This is a genomic window from Allobosea sp. Root381 (assembly GCF_001429395.1).
In the GTDB taxonomy this organism is placed as follows: Bacteria; Pseudomonadota; Alphaproteobacteria; order Rhizobiales; family Beijerinckiaceae; genus Allobosea.
The window spans coordinates 218,137-236,575 of the sequence record NZ_LMJT01000001.1; the positions used below are offsets into that span (position 1 = coordinate 218,137).

Sequence of the window (18,439 nt, forward strand, 5' to 3'; positions counted from 1 at the left end):
CCCCTGCCCCTCTCCTTACAGGAGAGGGGTTCCGCGCGCTCTGGGGGGAGAAGCCGCGGGAGGTGGCCATGAGCCTCGCCCCCTTCCTCGAAACGCACCGGCACGAGGGCGTCATCCTCGTCCGCATCGAGACGGCGCAAGGCTCCACGCCGCGGGAGACCGGCGCCTGTATGGCCGTAACCTCCAGAGCGACCGCCGGCACCATCGGCGGCGGGCAACTCGAGTTCCACTGCATCGACGTCGCCCGCGAGATGCTGGCTGGGCGCGCGAGGGAGCGTGCGCTCGATATTCCGCTCGGCCCGCAGATGGGCCAGTGCTGCGGGGGGCGCGTCGCCATCTCGCTCCGTCGCGCCACCGCCGCCGATCTCTCGATGATCGCGGCGCGGGAGAAAGCCGTGGCCGCGGCGCGACCCGTCGTCATGATCTTCGGTGCCGGCCATACGGGCCGCGCCCTCGCGCAGGCGCTGGCCGCCCTGCCCTTCGCGGTCAGCCTGATCGACGACCGCGACGATGTGCTTGCTGGCTTGCCGGCCGGCATCACATGCATCCGCATGGCCGATCCGGTCGAGGCGGTGGACGCCGCACCGTCTTCCGCTGCCTTCGTCGTCCTCTCCCACAGCCACGCGCTCGACTACCGCCTTGCCGAGGCGGCGCTGGCACGGGGCGATGCGGCTTACGTCGGAATGATCGGCTCCGCCACCAAGCGCGCCCGTTTCGAGAGCGCTTACCTGCGCGCCGGCGGCCGCACGGAGACGCTGGAGCGCCTAACCTGCCCGATCGGCGGTTCCGATGTGGACGACAAGCGCCCCGAGGTGATCGCGGCCTTGACGGCAGCCGAGCTGGTGCGTTGCTTGCTTGTAATCCGGCAGCGGACAAAGTCGAGACGGACCCGAGATGAACCAGCCGCATGAGCAGAAGGTGCCGCCGCGGCTGGCGCTCGCCCATATCTCGAAGAGCTTTCCCGGCGTGAAGGCCAATGACGACGTCAGCCTGAGCGTCGGGCGCGGCGAGATCCACGCCCTGCTCGGCGAGAACGGCGCCGGCAAGTCGACACTCGTCAAGATCCTCTACGGCGTCCAGCAGGCCGATGAGGGCTCGATCGCCTGGGACGGCGAGATTGTCTCGATCCCCTCCCCGAAAGCCGCGCGGCAACTCGGCATCGGCATGGTATTCCAGCACTTCTCGCTGTTCGACGCGATGACGGTGATCGAGAACATCGCGCTCGGCCTCGACGAAGCCGTGGACCGTGACGTGCTGAAGGCCCGCGTCGCCGCAATCCTGGACAGCTATTCGCTGCCGCTCGATCCCGAGCGCGAGGTTCATACGCTTTCGGTCGGCGAGCGCCAGCGCATCGAAATCGTGCGCTGCCTGCTGCAGAAGCCAAAACTCCTGATCATGGACGAGCCGACCTCGGTGCTGACGCCGCAGGAGGTCGAGAAGCTGTTCGGCACCTTGCGCCAGATCGCCGCCGAGGGCTGCGCCATCCTCTACATCTCGCACAAGCTCGACGAGATCAAAGCGCTCTGCGAGACCGCGACGATCCTGCGCGGCGGCCGGGTCGTCGCGAGCTGCGATCCGCGAACTGAGACCACGCGACGCATGGCCGAGCTGATGATCGGCGCGGAACTGCGCCAGCTTGAGCGCGCGGCGGGCGACCGGGCAGGAGCGGCACGCCTCGCCGTCGCCGGCCTTTCGCTGCCCGGCGAGCCGCCCTTCGGCACCGATCTCGAAGGATTGTCCTTCGAAGCGCGCGCCGGCGAGATCCTCGGCATCGCAGGCGTCGCCGGCAACGGCCAGTCGGAGCTGCTGACGGCCCTCTCAGGCGAGCGGCTGGCGGAGCGGTCGGAGGCGATCCTGCTCGACGGCAAACCAGTCGGGCAGCTCGGCGCAGGCCCGCGCCGGGCGCTCGGCCTCGCCTGCGTGCCAGAGGAGCGCAACGGCCATGCCGCGGTGCCGGATTTTTCCCTCGCCGAGAACACCGTGCTGACCGCGCGCCACCGCCTGCCGCTGGCGCCACTCGGCGTGATCAGCGGCCGCGACGTGCTGCGCTTCACCGACGCCATCATCAAGCGCTTCGACGTCCGCACCACGAGCCCAGCCGCGCCGGCTCAGTCCCTCTCCGGCGGCAACCTGCAGAAATTCATCATGGGCCGCGAAATCGGCCAGGAGCCGGGCGTGCTCGTCGTCTGCCAGCCGACCTGGGGCGTCGATGCGGGCGCGGCCGCGGCGATCCGGCAGGAGCTGGTCGACCTCGCCGCCAAGGGCTCGGCCGTCGTCGTGATCTCGCAGGATCTCGACGAGCTGCTCGAGCTTTCCGACCGGCTCTGCATCATCAATGAGGGACGCCTCTCGCCGCCGCGCGCAGTGGCAAGCTACGGCATCGACGAGATCGGGCTGATGATGGGCGGCATCCATGGCGAAGCCGGCCCGGCTGCGGGAGCCGCCCATGCTTGAATGGCGCCGGCGCCGCGAGCCCTCTTCCGCGATGCTCTGGCTCAGCCCGGTGATCGCCATTGCGCTGACCATGCTGCTCGGCATGATCGTCTTCACCGCCATGGGCTATGACGGCTTCCACGGCGTCGAGAGCATCTTCCTCAGGCCGTTCCTGGAGCCGCAACGCTGGGCCGATCTCGGGGTGAAGGCCGCGCCGCTGGTGATGATCGCGCTCGGCCTCGCCATCGGCTTCCGCGCCAATGTCTGGAACATTGGTGCCGAGGGGCAGTACATCATGGGGGCGATCGCCGGCACCGGCGTCGCGCTCGCGACCTATGAGATGACCGGCTGGTGGATCCTGCCCGCCATGGCGCTGGCCGGCGTCCTCGGCGGCATGGCCTGGGCCGCGATCCCGGCCCTGCTACGCGTGCGGCTCCAGGTCAGCGAGATCCTGACCAGCCTGATGCTGACCTATGTCGCGGTGCAGGTGCTGTATTTCCTCGTCCGCGGACCGTGGAAGGACCCGGACGGCTTCAATTTCCCGCAGACGCGGATGTTCACCGCCGACCAGACCTTGCCAGCTATGATGGAGGGCTCGCTCGTCCATCTCGGCATCCCCGTGGCGCTGCTGATCGCCCTCGTCGCCTGGCTGGTCCTGGAGCGGACGACCGCGGGCTACGCCGTCAAGGTCGTCGGCCTCGCGCCGGCCGCGGCGCGCCATGGCGGCTTTAGCGCCGGGACGGTGACCTGGGCGACGCTGCTCGCGAGCGGCGGGCTCGCCGGCCTCGCCGGCCTTTTCGAGGCCGCAGGCCCGTTCGGCCAGCTGACGCCGCAGTTTCCGGTCGGCTACGGCTTCACCGCGATCATCGTCGCCTTCCTCGGCCGGCTGCACCCGCTCGGCATCGTGCTCGGCGGCATCGTGCTGGCAGCGACCTATGTCGGCGGCGAGATCGCGCAATCGACCGTCCGGCTGCCGCAGGCCGCGACCGGCATGTTCCAGGCCCTGCTGCTGTTCATGCTGCTCGCGACCGACGTGCTGGTGAAGTACCGCATCGTCTGGAAGGCGCGCGCGGCATGAGAGCACGTTCGATTGCCCAGCCTTGTCATTCCGGGGCGCTGCGCAGCGGCGAACCCGGACCCCACGACCGGGCGGAACGGAAAACCCGTCATGGTCGGGCTTGTCCCGACCATCCACGCCTCCTCCTGAGCAGTTCGGTGTTCAAGACGTGGATTCTCGCCACAAGGGCGAGAATGACGCAGGAGCAATGGGCTCCCCCAGTCGTGGCTTCCGGGTTCTTCGCTTCGCGAAGCCCCGGAATGGCAGGGGGCGCCCCATGACCCCCGAGATGCTCGTCTCGATCTTCATGACGCTCGTCGCCGCCTCGACGCCGCTGCTGCTGGCGGCGCTGGGCGAACTCGTCGTCGAGAAGTCCGGCGTTCTCAATCTCGGCGTCGAGGGCATGATGCTGTGCGGCGCGGTCGCGGGCTTCGCGGTTGCCTTCAGCAGCGGCAGCGTCGGGCTGGGCCTCCTCGCCGCGATCGCCGCCGGGGTGGCGACGGCGATGATCTTCGCCGTGCTGACGCTGTCGCTCACCGCCAACCAGGTCGCGACGGGCCTTGCTCTGACGATCTTCGGCATCGGGACCTCCTCGCTGATCGGCGCCGGCTTCGTCGGCCGCACCATCGAGCGGCTCGGCCCGGTGTTTCCGGCAGGGCTTTCGGAGCATCCTCTCCTGAAGGCGATCTTCGGACACGACATCGTCGTTTATCTGTCGCTCGCGCTGGTGCTCGCCGTCAGCCTGTTCCTGCGGCGCAGCCGTCCCGGCCTGATCCTGCGCGCGGTCGGCGAGAATGCGGCTTCGGCCCATGCGATCGGCTATCCGGTGCTCGCCATCCGCTATGCCGCGGTCGCCTTCGGCGGGGCGCTCGCCGGGCTCGGCGGGGCCTATTTCTCGCTGGCGCTGACGCCGATGTGGGCCGACAGGCTCACCGCCGGGCGCGGCTGGATCGCGCTCGCCCTCGTCGTCTTCGCCGCTTGGCGGCCCGGGCGGCTGCTGCTCGGCGCCTATCTCTTCGGTGCCGTGATGACACTGGAACTTCAGGCCAAGGCCGCCGGCGTGACCTGGCTCGCGCCCGAGTTCCTGGCGATGACCCCCTACCTTGCGACGATTGCGGTTCTGACCATGATGTCGCTAGGACGAAGGACCGGCCGGCCCGATGCGCCTGCCTGCCTCGGCAAACCCTTCTCGGCGTCCTGACGCCGGCCACGCAAGCGGGAGAGAGACGACATGACCTCCATCATCACGCGCCGCAGGTTCAATTTCGGCGCCGGTGCCGCGGCCGCCACACTGCCGCTGATCGGCAGCGGCGCGCGCGCCCAGGCGCCGCTGGGCGTCGGCTTCATCTATGTCGGCCCGGTCGGCGACCATGGCTGGAGCTGGACCCATGACCAGGGCCGGCTGGCGCTGGAGAAGGAATTCGGCGCCAAGGTCAAGACCAGCTTCATCGAGAACGTCGCCGAGGGCCCCGACGCCGCGCGCGCGCTGCGCCAGCTGGCGCAGGCGAACAACCAGCTGATCTTCGCGACCTCCTTTGGCTTCATGAACTCGGCCGTGCAGGTCGCCAAGCAATTCCCGAAGCTCAAATTCGAGCATGCGACCGGCTATCAGCGCGCCGAGAACCTCGCGACCTACAATGCCCGCTTCTATGAGGGCCGCGCCGTGATCGGCACCATCGCCGGGCACATGTCGAAATCGGGCCAGGCCGGCTACATCGCCTCCTTCCCGATCCCGGAAGTGGTGATGGGCATCAACGCCTTCACGCTGGCCGCCCGCAAGGTGAACCCCAACTTCAAGACCAAGGTGATCTGGGCCTCGACCTGGTACGATCCGGCCAAGGAGGCCGACGCGGCCAAGGCGCTGATCGACCAGGGGGCGGACGTGATCACCCAGCACACCGACAGCCCCGCCGCTCTGCAGGCGGCCGAGCAGCGCGGCGTCTTCGCCTTCGGGCAGGCCTCCGACATGAAGGCCTTCGCGCCCAAGGCGCATCTGACCGCGATCGTCGACGACTGGTCGGGTTACTACATCAAGCGCGTCAAGGAGGTCATGGACGGCAGCTGGAAGTCCGGCGACGTCTGGGGCGGCATCAAGGACGGTATGGTCAAGATCGCGCCCTACAACGACGCGGTGACGCCGGCGGCCCGCGCCGCGGCCGACGAGGTCCAGAAGGGCATTGTGGCCGGCACGCTCCACCCCTTCACCGGCGAACTCAAGGACCAGAAGGGCGTGGTGCGCCTCAAGGCCGGGGAGACGGCTTCCGACGAGATGCTGTCCAAGATGGACTGGTATGTGGATGGCGTGCAGGCCTGAGGTCGCAAGAGCGTCATGGTCGGGCTTGACCCGACCATCTCGGATCCAGTGCCTTCCGGTCAGGAGATTCTCGGGTCTGCGCTTCGCTACGCCCGAGAATGACGCGCTTTTCTCGACGTCTCGTATTCTCGCAAAGCCCCTTGCAGATATTTTAAGCTTGAAACAATATGCCCCATCGCGCGGTCAAGGAGGTCGAGGGGACCCCTGCCGCGCCGTCGCTTTCTCGCTCGTCCCGGGAGGACAACCGACATGACGCTCAAATTCTCGCTTTCGCTCGGTGCCGGCCTGCTGGCTCTGGGCCTCGCCTCCGCTCAGTTCGCCTCGGCCCAGGCGCAGGAGCCGATCAAGATCGGCGTCGTCAGCGTGCTGACCGGCCCGGCTGCCGCGCTCGGCCAGCAGGTCCGCGACGGCTTCCAGCTCGCGGTCGACAAGAACGGCGGCAAGCTCGGCGGCGTGCCGGTGCAGATCACGGTGATCGACGACGAGCTGAAGCCGGACGTCGCCGTCACCAAGGTGAAGAGCTATGTCGAATCCGCCAAGGCGGACTTCGTCGTCGGCCCGGTCTTCTCCAACATCCTCGGCGCCATCGCCAAGCCGGTGCTGGATTCGGGCGCGATCCTGATCAGCCCCAATGCCGGCCCCTCGACCATGGCCGGCAAGGGCTGCCACCAGAACTTCTTCGTCACCTCCTACCAGAACGACCAGGTCCACGAGGTGCTGGGCAAATACGCACAGGACCAGGGCTACAAGCGCGCCTACATCATCGCGCCGAACTATCAGGCGGGTAAGGACTCGCTCGCCGGCTTCAAGCGCTACTTCAAGGGCGAGGTCGTCGACGAGGTCTATGCGCCGCTGACCTCGATGGATTTCGCCTCCGACCTCGCCAAGATCGCCTCGACCAAGCCGGACGTCGTCTTCGCCTTCCTGCCCGGCGGCCTCGGCGTCAACTTCGTCAAGCAGTGGTCGCAGGCCGGTTTGCAGGGGAAGATTCCGTTCCTGTCCGCCTTCACGGTCGATGAATCGACGTTGCCGGCGCAGCAGGATGCGGCGGTTGGCCTGTTCGGCGGCATGACCTGGGCGCCGAACATGGACAACCCGCAGACGAAGGAGTTCGTCGCGGCCTATGAGGCGGCCTACAAGATCGTGCCCGGCTCCTACGCCCAGCAGGCCTATGACGCGGCGATGCTGATCGACTCCGCCGTCAAGGCGGCCGGCGGCACGGGCGACAAGGACAAGCTGCGCGCCGCGATCAAGAAGGCGGACTTCACCTCGCTGCGCGGCAAGTTCAAGTTCAACACCAACGGCTATCCGATCCAGGATTTCTACCTCGTCAAGGTCGCCAAGCGGCCGGACGGCAAGTTCCAGACCGAGATCGCCGAGAAGGTGTTCACGGATTACGCCGATCCGCATGCGAAGGATTGCGGGCTGAAGTGAGCCTTTTCGTCATTCTCGGGCGAAGCGTAGCGCAGACCCGAGAATCTCTTTACTGAGATGCTCGGGTCGAGCCCGAGCATGACGGGCGATATGACATGACCACCGGCCTCCTCATCGTCCAGCTCCTGAACGGCCTCCAGCTCGGCATCCTGCTGTTCCTGGTCGCGGCCGGGTTGACGCTCGTCTTCGGCGTGATGGACTTCATCAACCTGGCGCATGGCGTGCAGTACATGCTCGGCGCCTATCTGGCGGTGACCTTCGTCTCGCTGACCGGGAGCTTCGTACTCGGGCTCGTGCTGGCGCTGGCGGCCGCGCTGGTGATCGGGCTCGCGCTCGAATTCCTGGTGTTCCGGCATCTCTACGAACGGAACCATCTCGACCAGGTGCTCGCGACCTTCGGGCTCATCCTGCTGCTCAACCAGGGCGTGAAGATCGTCTGGGGCGCGGCGCCCCTCTCCGTGCCTGTGCCCGAATTCCTCGCCGGCAATGTCGCGTTGCTCGACGGAATCCTCTACCCGACCTATCGCTTCGCGCTGATCGGGTCAGGCCTCGCGGTCGGCGCGCTGCTCTGGTTCATCGTCGAGAAGACGCGCACCGGCATGCTGCTGCGGGCCGGCGCCTCGAACGCCCCCATGGTCTCGGCGCTCGGCGTCGACATCAACAAGCTCTTCATGATCGTCTTCGCCTTCGGCACCATGCTCGCGGCCTTCGCGGGTGCCATGGCGGCACCGATCCTCTCGGTCGAACCCGGCATGGGCGACAACATCCTGATCCTCGCCTTCGTCGTCATCGTGGTCGGCGGCATCGGCTCGATCCGCGGTGCCTTCGTCGGCGCGCTCATCGTCGGGCTCGTCGACACGCTTGGCCGCTCCTTCATGAACGACCTGCTGCGCCTGTTCATGAGCGCGCCCTCCGCCCGGGCGGCAGGCGCAGCGCTGTCCTCGATGCTGATCTATCTGGTGATGGCGATCGTGCTCTATGTCCGGCCCGAGGGGCTGCTGCCGGCGAAGGGGCGCGCATGAGCAGCGCCGACGCAGCGGCGGCGATTCCGGCTCCGACCCGTCGCCGGCCGGTCATCGCCATCATCCTCTTCGCCCTGCTGGCGCTGCTGCCGGTCGCGGTGTCGCTCGGCCTGCCCCCGCACTGGCTGACGCTGCTGACGCGCGCGATGATCTTCGCCATAGCGGCGCTCTCGCTCGACCTGATCCTCGGCGTGGGCGGGCTCGTCTCCTTCGGCCATGCCGCCTTCGTCGGCATCGGGGCCTATGCCACCGGCATCATGATCACCGAGGGGCAGACCGAGACGCTGCTGATCCTGCCGGTGGTGGTGCTGCTCTGCGCGCTGTTCGGAGCGGTCACGGGCGCCGTCTCGCTGCGCACGCGCGGCGTGACCTTCATCATGATCACGCTCGCCTTCGGGCAGATGGTCTATTTCCTGGCGCAGGCGCTGTCGGCCTATGGCGGCGACGACGGGCTGACGCTCTACGAGCGCAGCACGCTCCTCGGCTTCGAGCCGTTCAAGAACCGGACCGGCTTCTACTACGTGGTCCTCGGCGTACTGATCGCCTGCTACGGCCTGATCAGCGTCATCGTCGCCTCGCGCTTCGGCCGCGCGCTGCGTGCAGCACGCGAGAACGCCACGCGGGTCGCCGTCACGGGCTTCCGCGTCAAGGGCATCCAGCTGCTGGCCTATGTGATCAGCGGCATGATCGCGGGGCTCTCCGGTTTCCTGCTCGCCAACCACACCGACTTCGTCAGCCCGGCCTTCATGTCCTGGCCGCGCTCGGGCGAGCTGATCTTCATGGTCGTGCTCGGCGGCGTCGGCTCGCTGCATGGCGCGATCATCGGAGCGATCGCCTTCCTCCTGACCGAAGACGTGCTTTCAGGGCTCACCGAGCATTGGAAGGTCATCTTCGGCCCGATGATCGTGCTGTTCGTGCTGTTCACGCATGGCGGGCTGGTCGGGCTGCTGCGCAAGTTGGGGCTCGGCCGTCATGACTGAGCCGGTCCTGGTCCTCGCCGGGCTGCAAAAGACCTTCGGTGCGCTGAAGGTCACCGACGGCGTCAGCCTCTCGGTCGCGCCCGGCGAACTCCATGCACTGATCGGCCCCAATGGCGCCGGCAAGACCACGCTGGTCCACCAGATTTCCGGGATGTTGCGCCCCGATACCGGCAGCATCAGCTTCCGCGGGCGCGACATCACCGCCCTGCCCCCGGAAAAGCGCGCCCGCGCCGGCCTCGCTCGCACCTTCCAGATCACCTCCACGATTCCCTCCCTCTCCGTGCTGGAGAATGTCGCACTCGGCGTGCAGGCCCGTGCGGCGCATCCGCTCGCGCTGTTTCGCAATGCCGCGCATGACGAGAGCCTGAACGGCCCGGCCCGCGCGGCGATCGAGGCTGTCGGCCTGGCCGACCGTGCCCATGTCCTGGCCGGCAGCCTCTCGCATGGCGAGAAGCGCGCGCTCGAGATCGCCATGGCACTGACGCTGGAGCCCGCCGCTATCCTGCTCGACGAACCGCTCGCCGGCGTCGGGCGCGAGGAAGGCGAGCGGCTGATCGCGCTTCTGCGCAGCCTCAAGGGCCGCTACGCCATGCTGCTGGTCGAGCACGACATGGAGGCCGTCTTCGCGCTCGCCGACACGGTGAGCGTGCTGGTCTACGGCCGCGTCATTGCCTCGGGCAATCCGGCGACAGTCCGGGCGGACCCCGCCGTGCGCGAAGCCTATCTCGGTGAGGAGGGCTAGCGATGCTCGTCGTCGAAGGGCTCGATGCCGGCTATGGCGAGGCGCAGATCCTGTTCGGGGTCGACCTCTCGATCGCCGAGGGCGAGGTCGTGACGCTGCTGGGCCGCAACGGCATGGGCAAGACCACGACGATCCGCGCGATCATGGGCCTGATCCCGCCGCGGGCCGGGCGCGTCACCGTTGCGGGACGGGACCTCACGGGCGCCGCGCCGTTCCGCATCGCGCAGTCCGGCATCGGCCTCGTGCCCGAGGGGCGGATGATCTTTCCGACGCTGTCGGTCGAGGAGAACCTGATCGCGACGGCGGCCAACCGCTTCGGCAAGCCGCGCTGGGACGTCGAGCGCATCTACGCCTTCTTCCCGCGCCTGAAGGAGCGCCGCGCCAACCGCGGCAACCAGCTCTCCGGCGGCGAGCAGCAGATGCTGGCGATCGGCCGGGCGCTGATGACCAATCCGCGACTGACCATCCTCGACGAGGCGACCGAGGGGCTGGCGCCGATCATCCGCCAGGAGATCTGGTCCTGCCTCGCCGCGCTGAAGGCGGAGGGCGAGTCGATCCTGGTGATCGACAAGAACGTCGATGCGCTGGCAAAGATCGCCGACCGCCATGTCGTGCTGGAGAAGGGCCGCGTCGTCTGGCGCGGGACCAGCGACGACCTGCGCAGCGACCATGCGGTCAAGGACCGCTTCCTGCATTTCTAGGTACGGAGAGGACAAGCCATGAAGCCGCTGACAGCCGGGGTGACCCGGGCCAATGAAGGTCTCGACCAGATCAGCTGGAACATTCTCGGCCAGACCTATGTGCCGAAGACCCTCAGCGAGGATTCCTTCTCCTGGCACGCCACCTTCCCCCCCGGCACCTTCGTGCCGCCGCATATCCACACGACGCAGGACGAGTTCATCTACATGCTCGAGGGCCGGCTCGATCTCGTGCTCGACGGCGCCGAGAGCCACGCCCTGCCCGGCGACCTGATCCGGCTGCCGCGGAACGTCCCGCACGGGCTGTTCAACAAGAGCGACACGACCGTGAAGTGCCTGTTCTGGGTCTCGCCGACCGCCCGCCTCTACGACCTGTTCTGGGGCATCCATTCGATGGCGAACCAGAACCCGGCCGATGTCGTGGCGCTCTCGGCCAAGCACGAGGTCGACTTCCTGCCGCCGCCGCCCGAAGGCGCCTGAACGCGCGGCCGTTAAGGTTAAGCGAAGCTTAAAGCTGCGTCCGGTCGGTCCGCAGGCCATAACCATGGGGCAGCCGCGATTGCGCGGCGATGCATGGACCGAGCCGGAACCGACGGGATGACGACGGAACGCGGCAAGACGCCTCGCCTGCGCAGCCTTCTGAGCGGGCGTGTCTCCTTCAACCAGCGCTGCTCGACGCTGGACTGCACCATCCGCAACCTCTCGGAGGGTGGCGCGATGCTTCTGCTCTCGGACGCCGTCGCGCTGCCCATCGCCTTCGATCTCGAGATCGCGCAGCGCCAGCGCAGCTATGCGGCGCGGGTGCGCTGGCGCGACGGCGAGCGCGTCGGCGTCGCCTTCGACGCGATACCGGAGGCGTCGGCTCCCGTGCCGCTCGATCTCGCGCGCCGCCTCAAGGCCTGCGAGCAGGACAATGCCCGGCTGAAATCCCGGATCTCACAGCTTACGGAAGCTGGCTGAGCTTCTCACGGCCGGCTTCGAACCGGCTCGACCGCGCCGGTTCCGTCATTGCGAGCGCAGCGAAGCAATCCAGGGGCGGCAGCGCTCTACGCCTCCTGGATTGCTTCGCGGAGCCTGCCCTTGGGATTGCCGAAGGCCAGGCCTGGGGCTCGCAATGGCGGATCGGCGGTGGAGCTCAGCCCCTCCTGGCGAGTTGCTCACGGGCGAAGCCGGCCTTGCCGGCATAGGACTGCACGATCGCCTCGCGCCGAGCATAGCTCATCACCCGCTCGACATCGTCGAAGCCGTTGGGTGCCAACTGCTCGACGGCGTCGATGACGCGCTCGGGCCCCCCGCGGCGGTTCAGCGCGACGATCTCCGCCGTCGCTGGCAGGCGCTGCGCCTCATAGGCCGCGAGCGCCTGGCGCGGATGCTCGGCCCGCACCAGCAGGTCGGCAAGGCAGCGCGCATCGAGGATCGCCTGGGACGCGCCGTTCGAGCCGACCGGATACATCGGATGGGCCGCGTCGCCGAGCAACGTCACGCGGCCATGGGTCCAGCGCGGCAGCGGGTCGCGGTCGCACATCGGGTAGTCCCAGAAGCCGGGGCTGGCCTGGATCAGGGCGAGGATATCGACGCCGGGCACGGTGAAGCGGCGCGCAAAGGGCAGCACGTCCTCGAGCCGGCCCGGCTTCGACCAGGCTTCCTTCGGCGGCGGTTTGGCAGGATCGCCCGTTCGGACACAGACGACCCAGTTGGTCAGCTTTGTCTTCGGCGCCTGCCCCGCTGCGATCGGATAGAGCACCAGCTTGCCGGCCATGCCGCCGGCGATGATCATGCTCTCGCCGTCGAGGAAGGCCGGCCAGTCGCAGGCGCCGCGCCACATCTGCACGCCGTTCCAGCTCGGCGGGCCCTGGTTCGGGAAGTAATGGGCGCGCACCGCGGAATGGATGCCGTCGGCCGCGATCAGGATGTCGCCGCGCGCGGTCTCGCCCGCCTCCCCCCGGCGGGAATCGACGAAATGCGCGGTGACGCCGCCATCGTCCTGAATGAAGCCCTGGAGCCGGCGGCCGCAGCGGAGCGCGTCCGGCCCGAGCCTTTCGATCACCGCATCGCGGATCAGGCTCTGCAGGCGCCCGCGATGGATCGAGAACTGCGGCGCCGCAAGCCCGGCATGCAGGCCGCGCGGTTCGTGCCAGACGGTCTGGCCGAAGCGGTTCATGTAGACGAGCTCGCGCGTGCGGATCGCCACCGCATCGAGCGCCGGCAGCAGGCCGAGCTCGGCGAGTTCCCGGATCGCGTGCGGGAGCGTGTTGATGCCGACGCCGACCTCCCGGATCTCCCCGGACTGCTCGTAGATCGTCGCGGCGATGCCGCGAGCATGCAGCATGAGCGCGAGCGTCAGCCCGCCAATTCCGCCCCCGACGATGACAGCCTTCATACCGATCCCCAAATCGCCCTTATTATTTCAAGCTTGAAATATACTGGTCCTCGCTGTCAATCGGAGCACCGAAACACGCTTCAACAGCCATATTTGTCACGCCTAGGCTGGGAACGAAGCCGTTTCCTGTGCGTATCTACCGCCGCAGGCATCGCCTTTCGACGATAGTCGTGGCAACTGGCCCAGTGGCGCCATGCGATATCCGACATCGGCGCTTCGTGAAGCAAGACCGAAACGAAGGCCGGCCCGGCGCACGACGCCACTACATCTCTCTCCCTAGGAGGATCCCATGACCAAGAACGAACTGATCGCCGCCATCGCGGACGAGACCGGCAAGTCGAAGACCGACGTTTCCGCCGTCCTCGCCTCGCTCGGCGCGGTCGTCGCCAAGACGCTGAAGTCCGGCGACGACGTGACGCTCGGCGGTGTCGGCAAGCTCTCGGCCGCCAAGCGCGAGGCCCGCGAGGCCCGCAACCCCTCGACCGGCGCCACCATCAAGGTTCCGGCCAAGACCGTGGTCAAATTCAAGGTGACCAAGGATCTCGCCGACGCTGTGGCGTAAGCCGACGATCCGGAGCGAGCAGCCCCTCGAATGCGAGGGTGCTGCTTGACCGGAACTGCATTGCCCCCAAAGTAGGCGCATGTTCCTGCGCCTGTTCACCGATCTCCGCGCCGCCAAGGTGCCCGTCACGCTGCGGGAATATCTGGCGCTGCTCGAAGGCGTGGATGCCGACCTGGCCGAGCACCGGGTCGATGAATTCTACTATCTCGCCCGCACCTGCCTGGTGAAGGACGAGCGCCATCTCGATCGCTTCGACCAGGTCTTCGCCCAGGTCTTCAAGGGCATGGAGACGCTCGGCCAGGCCATCGAGGAAGCCGCCATTCCCGAAGAGTGGCTGCGCAAGCTCGCCGAGAAGTTCCTCACCGACGCGGAAAAAGCCCAGATCGAGGCGCTGGGCTGGGACAAGCTGTTCGAAACCCTGAAGCAGCGTCTCGACGAGCAGAAGGGGCGCCGCCAGGGTGGCTCCAAATGGATCGGAACCGCCGGCACCTCGCCTTACGGCGCCTATGGCTACAATCCCGAGGGCGTCCGCATCGGGCAGGACGGAAACCGTAATTTCCGGGCGGTGAAGGTCTGGGACAAGCGCGAGTTCAAGGATTTCGACGACAGCCGCGAGCTCGGCGTGCGCAACCTGCGCGTCGCCCTGCGCCGCCTGCGCCGTTTCGCCCGTACGGGCATCGCGGAAGAGCTCGATCTCGACGGCACGATCAGCGAGACGGCCAAGCACGGCTATCTCGACGTCCAGCTGCGGCCCGAGCGGCACAATGCGGTCAAGGTGCTGCTCTTCCTCGATGTCGGCGGCTCGATGGACTGGCATGTCGAGCTGGCGGAGGAGCTGTTCTCGGCGGCGCGGGCCGAGTTCAAGCATTTCGAGCATTTCTACTTCCACAACTGCCCCTATGAGCGGGTCTGGCGCGAGAACCGGCGCCGCCACGACCAGGCGATCCCAACCTGGGACGTGCTGCGCACCTACCCGCCCGATTATCGCGTCGTCTTCGTCGGCGACGCCTCGATGAGCCCCTACGAGATCGCGATGCCGGGTGGCTCGGTCGAGCACTGGAACGAGGAGGCCGGCGCCGTCTGGATGGAGCGGCTGACCGCGAAATTCCCGAAATCCGTCTGGCTCAACCCCGTGCAGCAGCATCTGTGGAGCTACACTCAGTCGATCCGCCAGATAGGCGGGCTGATGGGCGGCCGGATGTTCCCGCTGACACTCGACGGGCTCGACGGCGCGATGAAGGCGCTGGTGCGCTGACAAGCGCAGCGCGAGCGGCTATGGCTCGCTCCATGCAGCACTCACTCTCCAACGACGACGTCCCTGCCCCGTCCTGGCGCCAGCGCCCGCGGCCGGTCGGTTTCGAGCTGAGCTACAGGCTCGAGGGCGACACCCTCGTGATCGACTCGACGCGCAAGGTCGAGCGCATCCGACTCGAGGCCGTCGAGCAGATCCGCTTCATCCACGCGCCGAGCAATGTCAGCTCGAAGGGCTTCAGGACGCAGCTGCGGCTCAGCGACGGCAGGAGTTTCTCCTTCGGCAACCTGTCCTGGCGCTCGTTGACCGACATGGAAAGGAACGATCGCGGCTACCACGCCTTCGTCTCGGCGCTCGCCGCGGCGATCGCGAGGGCCAATCCGCGCGCGCGCTTCATCGCCGGCAAGCCGAAGAGCATCTGGTTCGCACTGGTTACGGTCAGCGGCCTGGCGCTGCTGATGCTGGCCTATTTCATCCTGCGCGCACTGCTGCAGGGCGCGCATTCCAGCGCCCTGCTGGGCCTTCTGCTGGGCGCCTTTTCGCTGTGGCAGGTCAAGCCGATGGTGGTGCTCAACCGGCCGCGCGAACTGGCGAGCGGCGAGGTCCCGGACGCTCTGGTGCCGGGGCGCCTCACCGCCTGACCACGCTCAGCGCACGACGAGCACCGAGCATTTGGCGCGGCGGACGATCGCCGAGGCGTTCGAGCCGATGACATAGGCGAGCATGCCGGGCTCGTGCGAGCCGATGACGATCAGGTCGGCGCCGCTGGCATCGGCCTCGGCCAGCACCTCTCCATGCACGGAGCCGATCAGGACCTTCGCCGAAACCTGCTCCGAGGGCAGGTCGATCTTGGCCGCGATGGCGGCGAGCTTGGCCTCGGCATCCTGCTGCTGCTCGGCGTCGAAATCGGCCGGCACGAATTCCATATAGGTGATCGGCACGAGCGAGCGGACATAGGCCAGCCTCACCGTACCGCCCGAGGTCTTGGCGAAGGATACCGCCGCCGAGATCGCGGCGACCGCCATCTCCGACTCGGCGATATCGACGGGCACGAGAATCGACTTGTACATCATGAACTCCTCGCTGCGTTGCGTCTGGCAGCTTAGGGGCTCCCCGCGCCGGCGCAATGATCCAGCGCAAACGGCCTCTCCCGCGAGCATGGCCACCCGCGGGTCAGCGCGTGGTCGCCACCGCCGAACGCAGCTATCCAGCCCCGTGCCGCTGCACTAAGAAGAGCGTCGCACGCCGATTGCCGTGCGACGCCGCGGCCTGCCGGGCCGCGCTTCCTGCAGGGTGCTCCGATGAGCGACATCGCCCCCGCCCCGCGCGGTTCCGCTGCGCTGCTGCGATCGCCCGCCACCTTCCTGATGGCGCTCGCCTTCATCAACTGGCTCGGCTATGCCAGCTGGAGCGCGCTGCTGAACAACTTCGCCAAGGAGGCGGGCGGCTTCACCGGCGCCGATATCGGCCTGCTGCAGTCGGTGCGGGAGATTCCGGGCTTCCTGGCCTTCACCGCCATCATCCTGTTCTGGTTCATGCGCGAGCAGGTGCTGGCCTATCTCAGCCTGGTGACGCTCGGCATCGGCGTCGCCATCACCGGCTTCTACCCGACGCTCGGCGGCCTCCTGCTGACGACGACGATCATGTCGCTCGGCTTCCACTATTACGAGACGGCCCAGCAATCGCTGCAGCTCCAGCTCCTGCCGAAGGCGGAGGCGCCGCGGCTGCTCGGCAGGATTGCCGGCGCCTCAGCCACGGCGCAGCTGCTCGCCTTCGGCGCCATCGCCGTGATCTGGCGCGTCTTCCAGCCGGGCTATGAGATCGTCTTTCTGGCATCCGGCTGCCTCGTGGTCGCGCTGTCGGTGCTGGCCTGGCTGGCATTCCCGCGCTTCCAGGGCGCGGTTCCGCAGAACAAGGGCTTCGTCCTGCGCAAGCGCTACTGGCTGTATTACGCGCTGACCTTCATGTCGGGCGCGCGCCGGCAAATCTTCATGGCCTTCGGCGGCTTCCTCCTGGTCGAGCGCTTCGGCTACGACGTCTCGGCCACCGCCATGCTGCTGCTCGCGACCTATGGCATCAACACCTTCATGGGGCCGATGCTGGGTCATCTCGTCGGCAAGATCGGCGAGCGCGCGACGATCCAGATCGAGAACGTCTCGCTGATTCTGGTCTTCGTCGGCTACGCGCTGGCGAGCCACGGACATTTCGCCGGCTGGGGCGTCTATGTCGCCGGCGCGCTGTTCATCGTCGACGGCGTCTTCTTCACGCTGACGCTGGCGCAGCGCACCTATTTCCAGAAGATCGCCGATCCGGCCGACATCGCGCCGACCTCGGCGGTGGCCTTCACGATCAACCACATCGCCGCCGTGTTCCTGCCGGTGACCTTCGGCCTGATCTGGCTGCGTGACCCGGCGATCGTCTTCTATATCGGCTCTGGCGTGGCGACGGTTTCGCTCGCGCTGGCCTTCCTCGTGCCGCGCCACCCGGTACCGGGCGGCGAGACGGTGCTGAAGCCGGCAGTGCCGGCCGCGGCGGAATAAGGGCCGGATGTTCAGCCCTGCCGGGCCGGCGTCCTCACGACGAGGCCGTCGAGGTCGTCGCGCAGCTTGATCTGGCAGGAAAGCCGCGAGGTCGGGCGGACTTCGAAGGCGAAGTCGAGCATGTCCTCCTCCATCGGCTCAGGCGCGCCGGTCTTCTCGGCCCAGGCCTCGTCGACATAGACATGGCAGGTTGCGCAGGCGCAGGCGCCGCCGCATTCGGCCTCGATGCCCGGCACGCCGTTGCGGATCGCGACTTCCATCACCGTGGACCCGGTTTCGCCTTCGACGGTCCGGCTCTCTTCCCGAGCGTCGATGAAGGTGATCTTCGGCATCATATACTCCAGGAGGACAACGCTTGCGCAGCAGGGCAAAGCGATCGCGCCTCGCCTTAGATCATTTCCAACCGGGGTGGAAAGAGCTTTGCGCCGCGCCTGCCGCAAAGCCGGGCAGCGCCTGCGCGCGATCAGGCCGCACAATCGTGGCGGGCGATGACGGCGCGCGCCTCGGCCGCCGCCAGTGCGAGCGTATCCATCGCGGCCTCCGCACCGGGCTGGTCGGCAGCGGCGAGCCGTCGCTCGATCGCATCCGCCGCCTCTGCGACCACCCAGGCGCCGACGGCCTGCGCCGCCCCCTTCAGCGTGTGGGCGGCATCCATGCGTGCCTTGACGTCCTCGGCGACATGGATGGTGCGCAGATGCCGGATGCATTGCTCGGCGAAGAGGGTGAGAAGCTCGCGCTCAAGGGCATGGTCGCCGCCGGTCTGGCGCGAGAGATGGTCGAAATCGATGGGCGTTTGCGGCATCGGCTGCTCGAAAATAACGTATGGCCAGTCGCGCTGGCGGCGGCAGGGCAAGCGTCCAGGAAGCGCCGTTATGGTGAACGAGGCGTTAACGACGTTTGTGAATCTGCGCCCTAACCGGGTTTCCAAGCCTTAGAGCCTCCACTACCCTTTCATTCGGTAAACGATGGGAGCAGTGTTTCTGCCTCGCCAGGACCAGAGGCGGTCCGTGCGGGCGCGGCGATCA

General features: G+C 67.6%; 20 protein-coding genes. 16 read left to right on the forward strand and 4 right to left on the reverse strand.

Annotated features, from left to right (window positions below; all coding sequences use genetic code 11):
• Positions 1–68: 68 nt before the first annotated feature.
• The 12 genes from xdhC to ASE63_RS01115 all read left to right on the forward strand — a co-directional run bounded on the left by xdhC (position 69) and on the right by ASE63_RS01115 (position 11,640).
• Positions 69–911: a xanthine dehydrogenase accessory protein XdhC gene (gene xdhC / locus ASE63_RS01060; RefSeq protein ID WP_056795188.1), complete on the forward strand. Its 843-nt coding sequence runs from the start codon at positions 69–71 to the stop codon at positions 909–911.
• On the forward strand, positions 895–2,454 hold the full coding sequence (locus ASE63_RS01065; RefSeq protein WP_056795191.1) for an ABC transporter ATP-binding protein: 1,560 nt from the start codon (positions 895–897) through the stop codon (positions 2,452–2,454). Before xdhC ends, ASE63_RS01065 begins: the two co-directional genes overlap by 17 nt.
• Positions 2,447–3,511: an ABC transporter permease gene (locus ASE63_RS01070; RefSeq protein ID WP_056796508.1), complete on the forward strand. Its 1,065-nt coding sequence runs from the start codon at positions 2,447–2,449 to the stop codon at positions 3,509–3,511. The genes ASE63_RS01065 and ASE63_RS01070 overlap by 8 nt, the downstream gene beginning before the upstream one ends.
• 268 nt (positions 3,512–3,779) lie before the next feature.
• Complete coding sequence (locus tag ASE63_RS01075; protein ID WP_200962518.1) at positions 3,780–4,691, forward strand: ABC transporter permease; 912 nt, start codon at positions 3,780–3,782, stop codon at positions 4,689–4,691.
• A gap of 30 nt (positions 4,692–4,721) precedes the next feature.
• Complete coding sequence (locus tag ASE63_RS01080) at positions 4,722–5,804, forward strand: BMP family ABC transporter substrate-binding protein (RefSeq protein ID WP_056795195.1); 1,083 nt, start codon at positions 4,722–4,724, stop codon at positions 5,802–5,804.
• A gap of 249 nt (positions 5,805–6,053) precedes the next feature.
• Entirely contained in the window at positions 6,054–7,238 is a 1,185-nt protein-coding gene (locus ASE63_RS01085) for an ABC transporter substrate-binding protein (protein ID WP_056795197.1), read from the forward strand.
• A gap of 95 nt (positions 7,239–7,333) precedes the next feature.
• A complete protein-coding gene (locus tag ASE63_RS01090) occupies positions 7,334–8,260 on the forward strand; it encodes a branched-chain amino acid ABC transporter permease (protein ID WP_056795200.1) in 927 nt (308 codons plus the stop codon).
• Complete coding sequence (locus ASE63_RS01095) at positions 8,257–9,240, forward strand: branched-chain amino acid ABC transporter permease (RefSeq protein ID WP_082609547.1); 984 nt, start codon at positions 8,257–8,259, stop codon at positions 9,238–9,240. Before ASE63_RS01090 ends, ASE63_RS01095 begins: the two co-directional genes overlap by 4 nt.
• A complete protein-coding gene (locus tag ASE63_RS01100; protein ID WP_056795203.1) occupies positions 9,233–9,982 on the forward strand; it encodes an ABC transporter ATP-binding protein in 750 nt (249 codons plus the stop codon). The genes ASE63_RS01095 and ASE63_RS01100 overlap by 8 nt, the downstream gene beginning before the upstream one ends.
• 2 nt (positions 9,983–9,984) lie before the next feature.
• On the forward strand, positions 9,985–10,683 hold the full coding sequence (locus ASE63_RS01105; RefSeq protein ID WP_056795207.1) for an ABC transporter ATP-binding protein: 699 nt from the start codon (positions 9,985–9,987) through the stop codon (positions 10,681–10,683).
• Positions 10,684–10,701: 18 nt separating this feature from the next.
• On the forward strand, positions 10,702–11,160 hold the full coding sequence (locus ASE63_RS01110; RefSeq protein ID WP_056795210.1) for a cupin domain-containing protein: 459 nt from the start codon (positions 10,702–10,704) through the stop codon (positions 11,158–11,160).
• A 117-nt stretch (positions 11,161–11,277) separates the two neighbouring features.
• Positions 11,278–11,640 (forward strand): PilZ domain-containing protein, encoded by a 363-nt coding sequence (locus ASE63_RS01115; protein ID WP_056795213.1) that lies wholly within the window; start codon positions 11,278–11,280, stop codon positions 11,638–11,640.
• Positions 11,641–11,815: 175 nt separating this feature from the next.
• Here the strand turns inward: ASE63_RS01115 and ASE63_RS01120 are convergent, their stop codons facing one another.
• Positions 11,816–13,060 (reverse strand): flavin-dependent oxidoreductase, encoded by a 1,245-nt coding sequence (locus ASE63_RS01120; RefSeq protein ID WP_056795216.1) that lies wholly within the window; start codon positions 13,058–13,060, stop codon positions 11,816–11,818.
• Positions 13,061–13,349: 289 nt separating this feature from the next.
• Between ASE63_RS01120 and ASE63_RS01125 the strand changes: the two genes are divergently transcribed.
• The 3 genes from ASE63_RS01125 (at position 13,350) to ASE63_RS01135 (ending at position 15,515) form a co-directional block, all read left to right on the forward strand.
• A complete protein-coding gene (locus ASE63_RS01125; RefSeq protein WP_056795218.1) occupies positions 13,350–13,622 on the forward strand; it encodes an HU family DNA-binding protein in 273 nt (90 codons plus the stop codon).
• 79 nt (positions 13,623–13,701) lie between these two features.
• Entirely contained in the window at positions 13,702–14,877 is a 1,176-nt protein-coding gene (locus ASE63_RS01130; protein ID WP_056795221.1) for a VWA domain-containing protein, read from the forward strand.
• A 32-nt stretch (positions 14,878–14,909) separates the two neighbouring features.
• On the forward strand, positions 14,910–15,515 hold the full coding sequence (locus ASE63_RS01135; protein WP_056795224.1) for a hypothetical protein: 606 nt from the start codon (positions 14,910–14,912) through the stop codon (positions 15,513–15,515).
• Between the two features lie 6 nt (positions 15,516–15,521).
• Here the strand turns inward: ASE63_RS01135 and ASE63_RS01140 are convergent, their stop codons facing one another.
• Complete coding sequence (locus ASE63_RS01140; RefSeq protein ID WP_056795227.1) at positions 15,522–15,944, reverse strand: universal stress protein; 423 nt, start codon at positions 15,942–15,944, stop codon at positions 15,522–15,524.
• 231 nt (positions 15,945–16,175) lie between these two features.
• Here ASE63_RS01140 and ASE63_RS01145 point away from each other — a divergent pair, with 231 nt between their 5' ends.
• Positions 16,176–17,414 (forward strand): MFS transporter, encoded by a 1,239-nt coding sequence (locus tag ASE63_RS01145; RefSeq protein WP_056795230.1) that lies wholly within the window; start codon positions 16,176–16,178, stop codon positions 17,412–17,414.
• 11 nt (positions 17,415–17,425) lie between these two features.
• On the opposite strand, the gene ASE63_RS01150 is transcribed toward ASE63_RS01145, so the two are convergent.
• Both ASE63_RS01150 and ASE63_RS01155 read right to left on the reverse strand, forming a co-directional pair.
• Positions 17,426–17,746, reverse strand: a complete 321-nt coding sequence (locus ASE63_RS01150) for a 2Fe-2S iron-sulfur cluster-binding protein (protein WP_056796516.1) — start codon at positions 17,744–17,746, stop codon at positions 17,426–17,428.
• Positions 17,747–17,877: 131 nt separating this feature from the next.
• Positions 17,878–18,216 (reverse strand): Hpt domain-containing protein, encoded by a 339-nt coding sequence (locus tag ASE63_RS01155; protein WP_056795235.1) that lies wholly within the window; start codon positions 18,214–18,216, stop codon positions 17,878–17,880.
• Positions 18,217–18,439 lie beyond the last annotated feature (223 nt).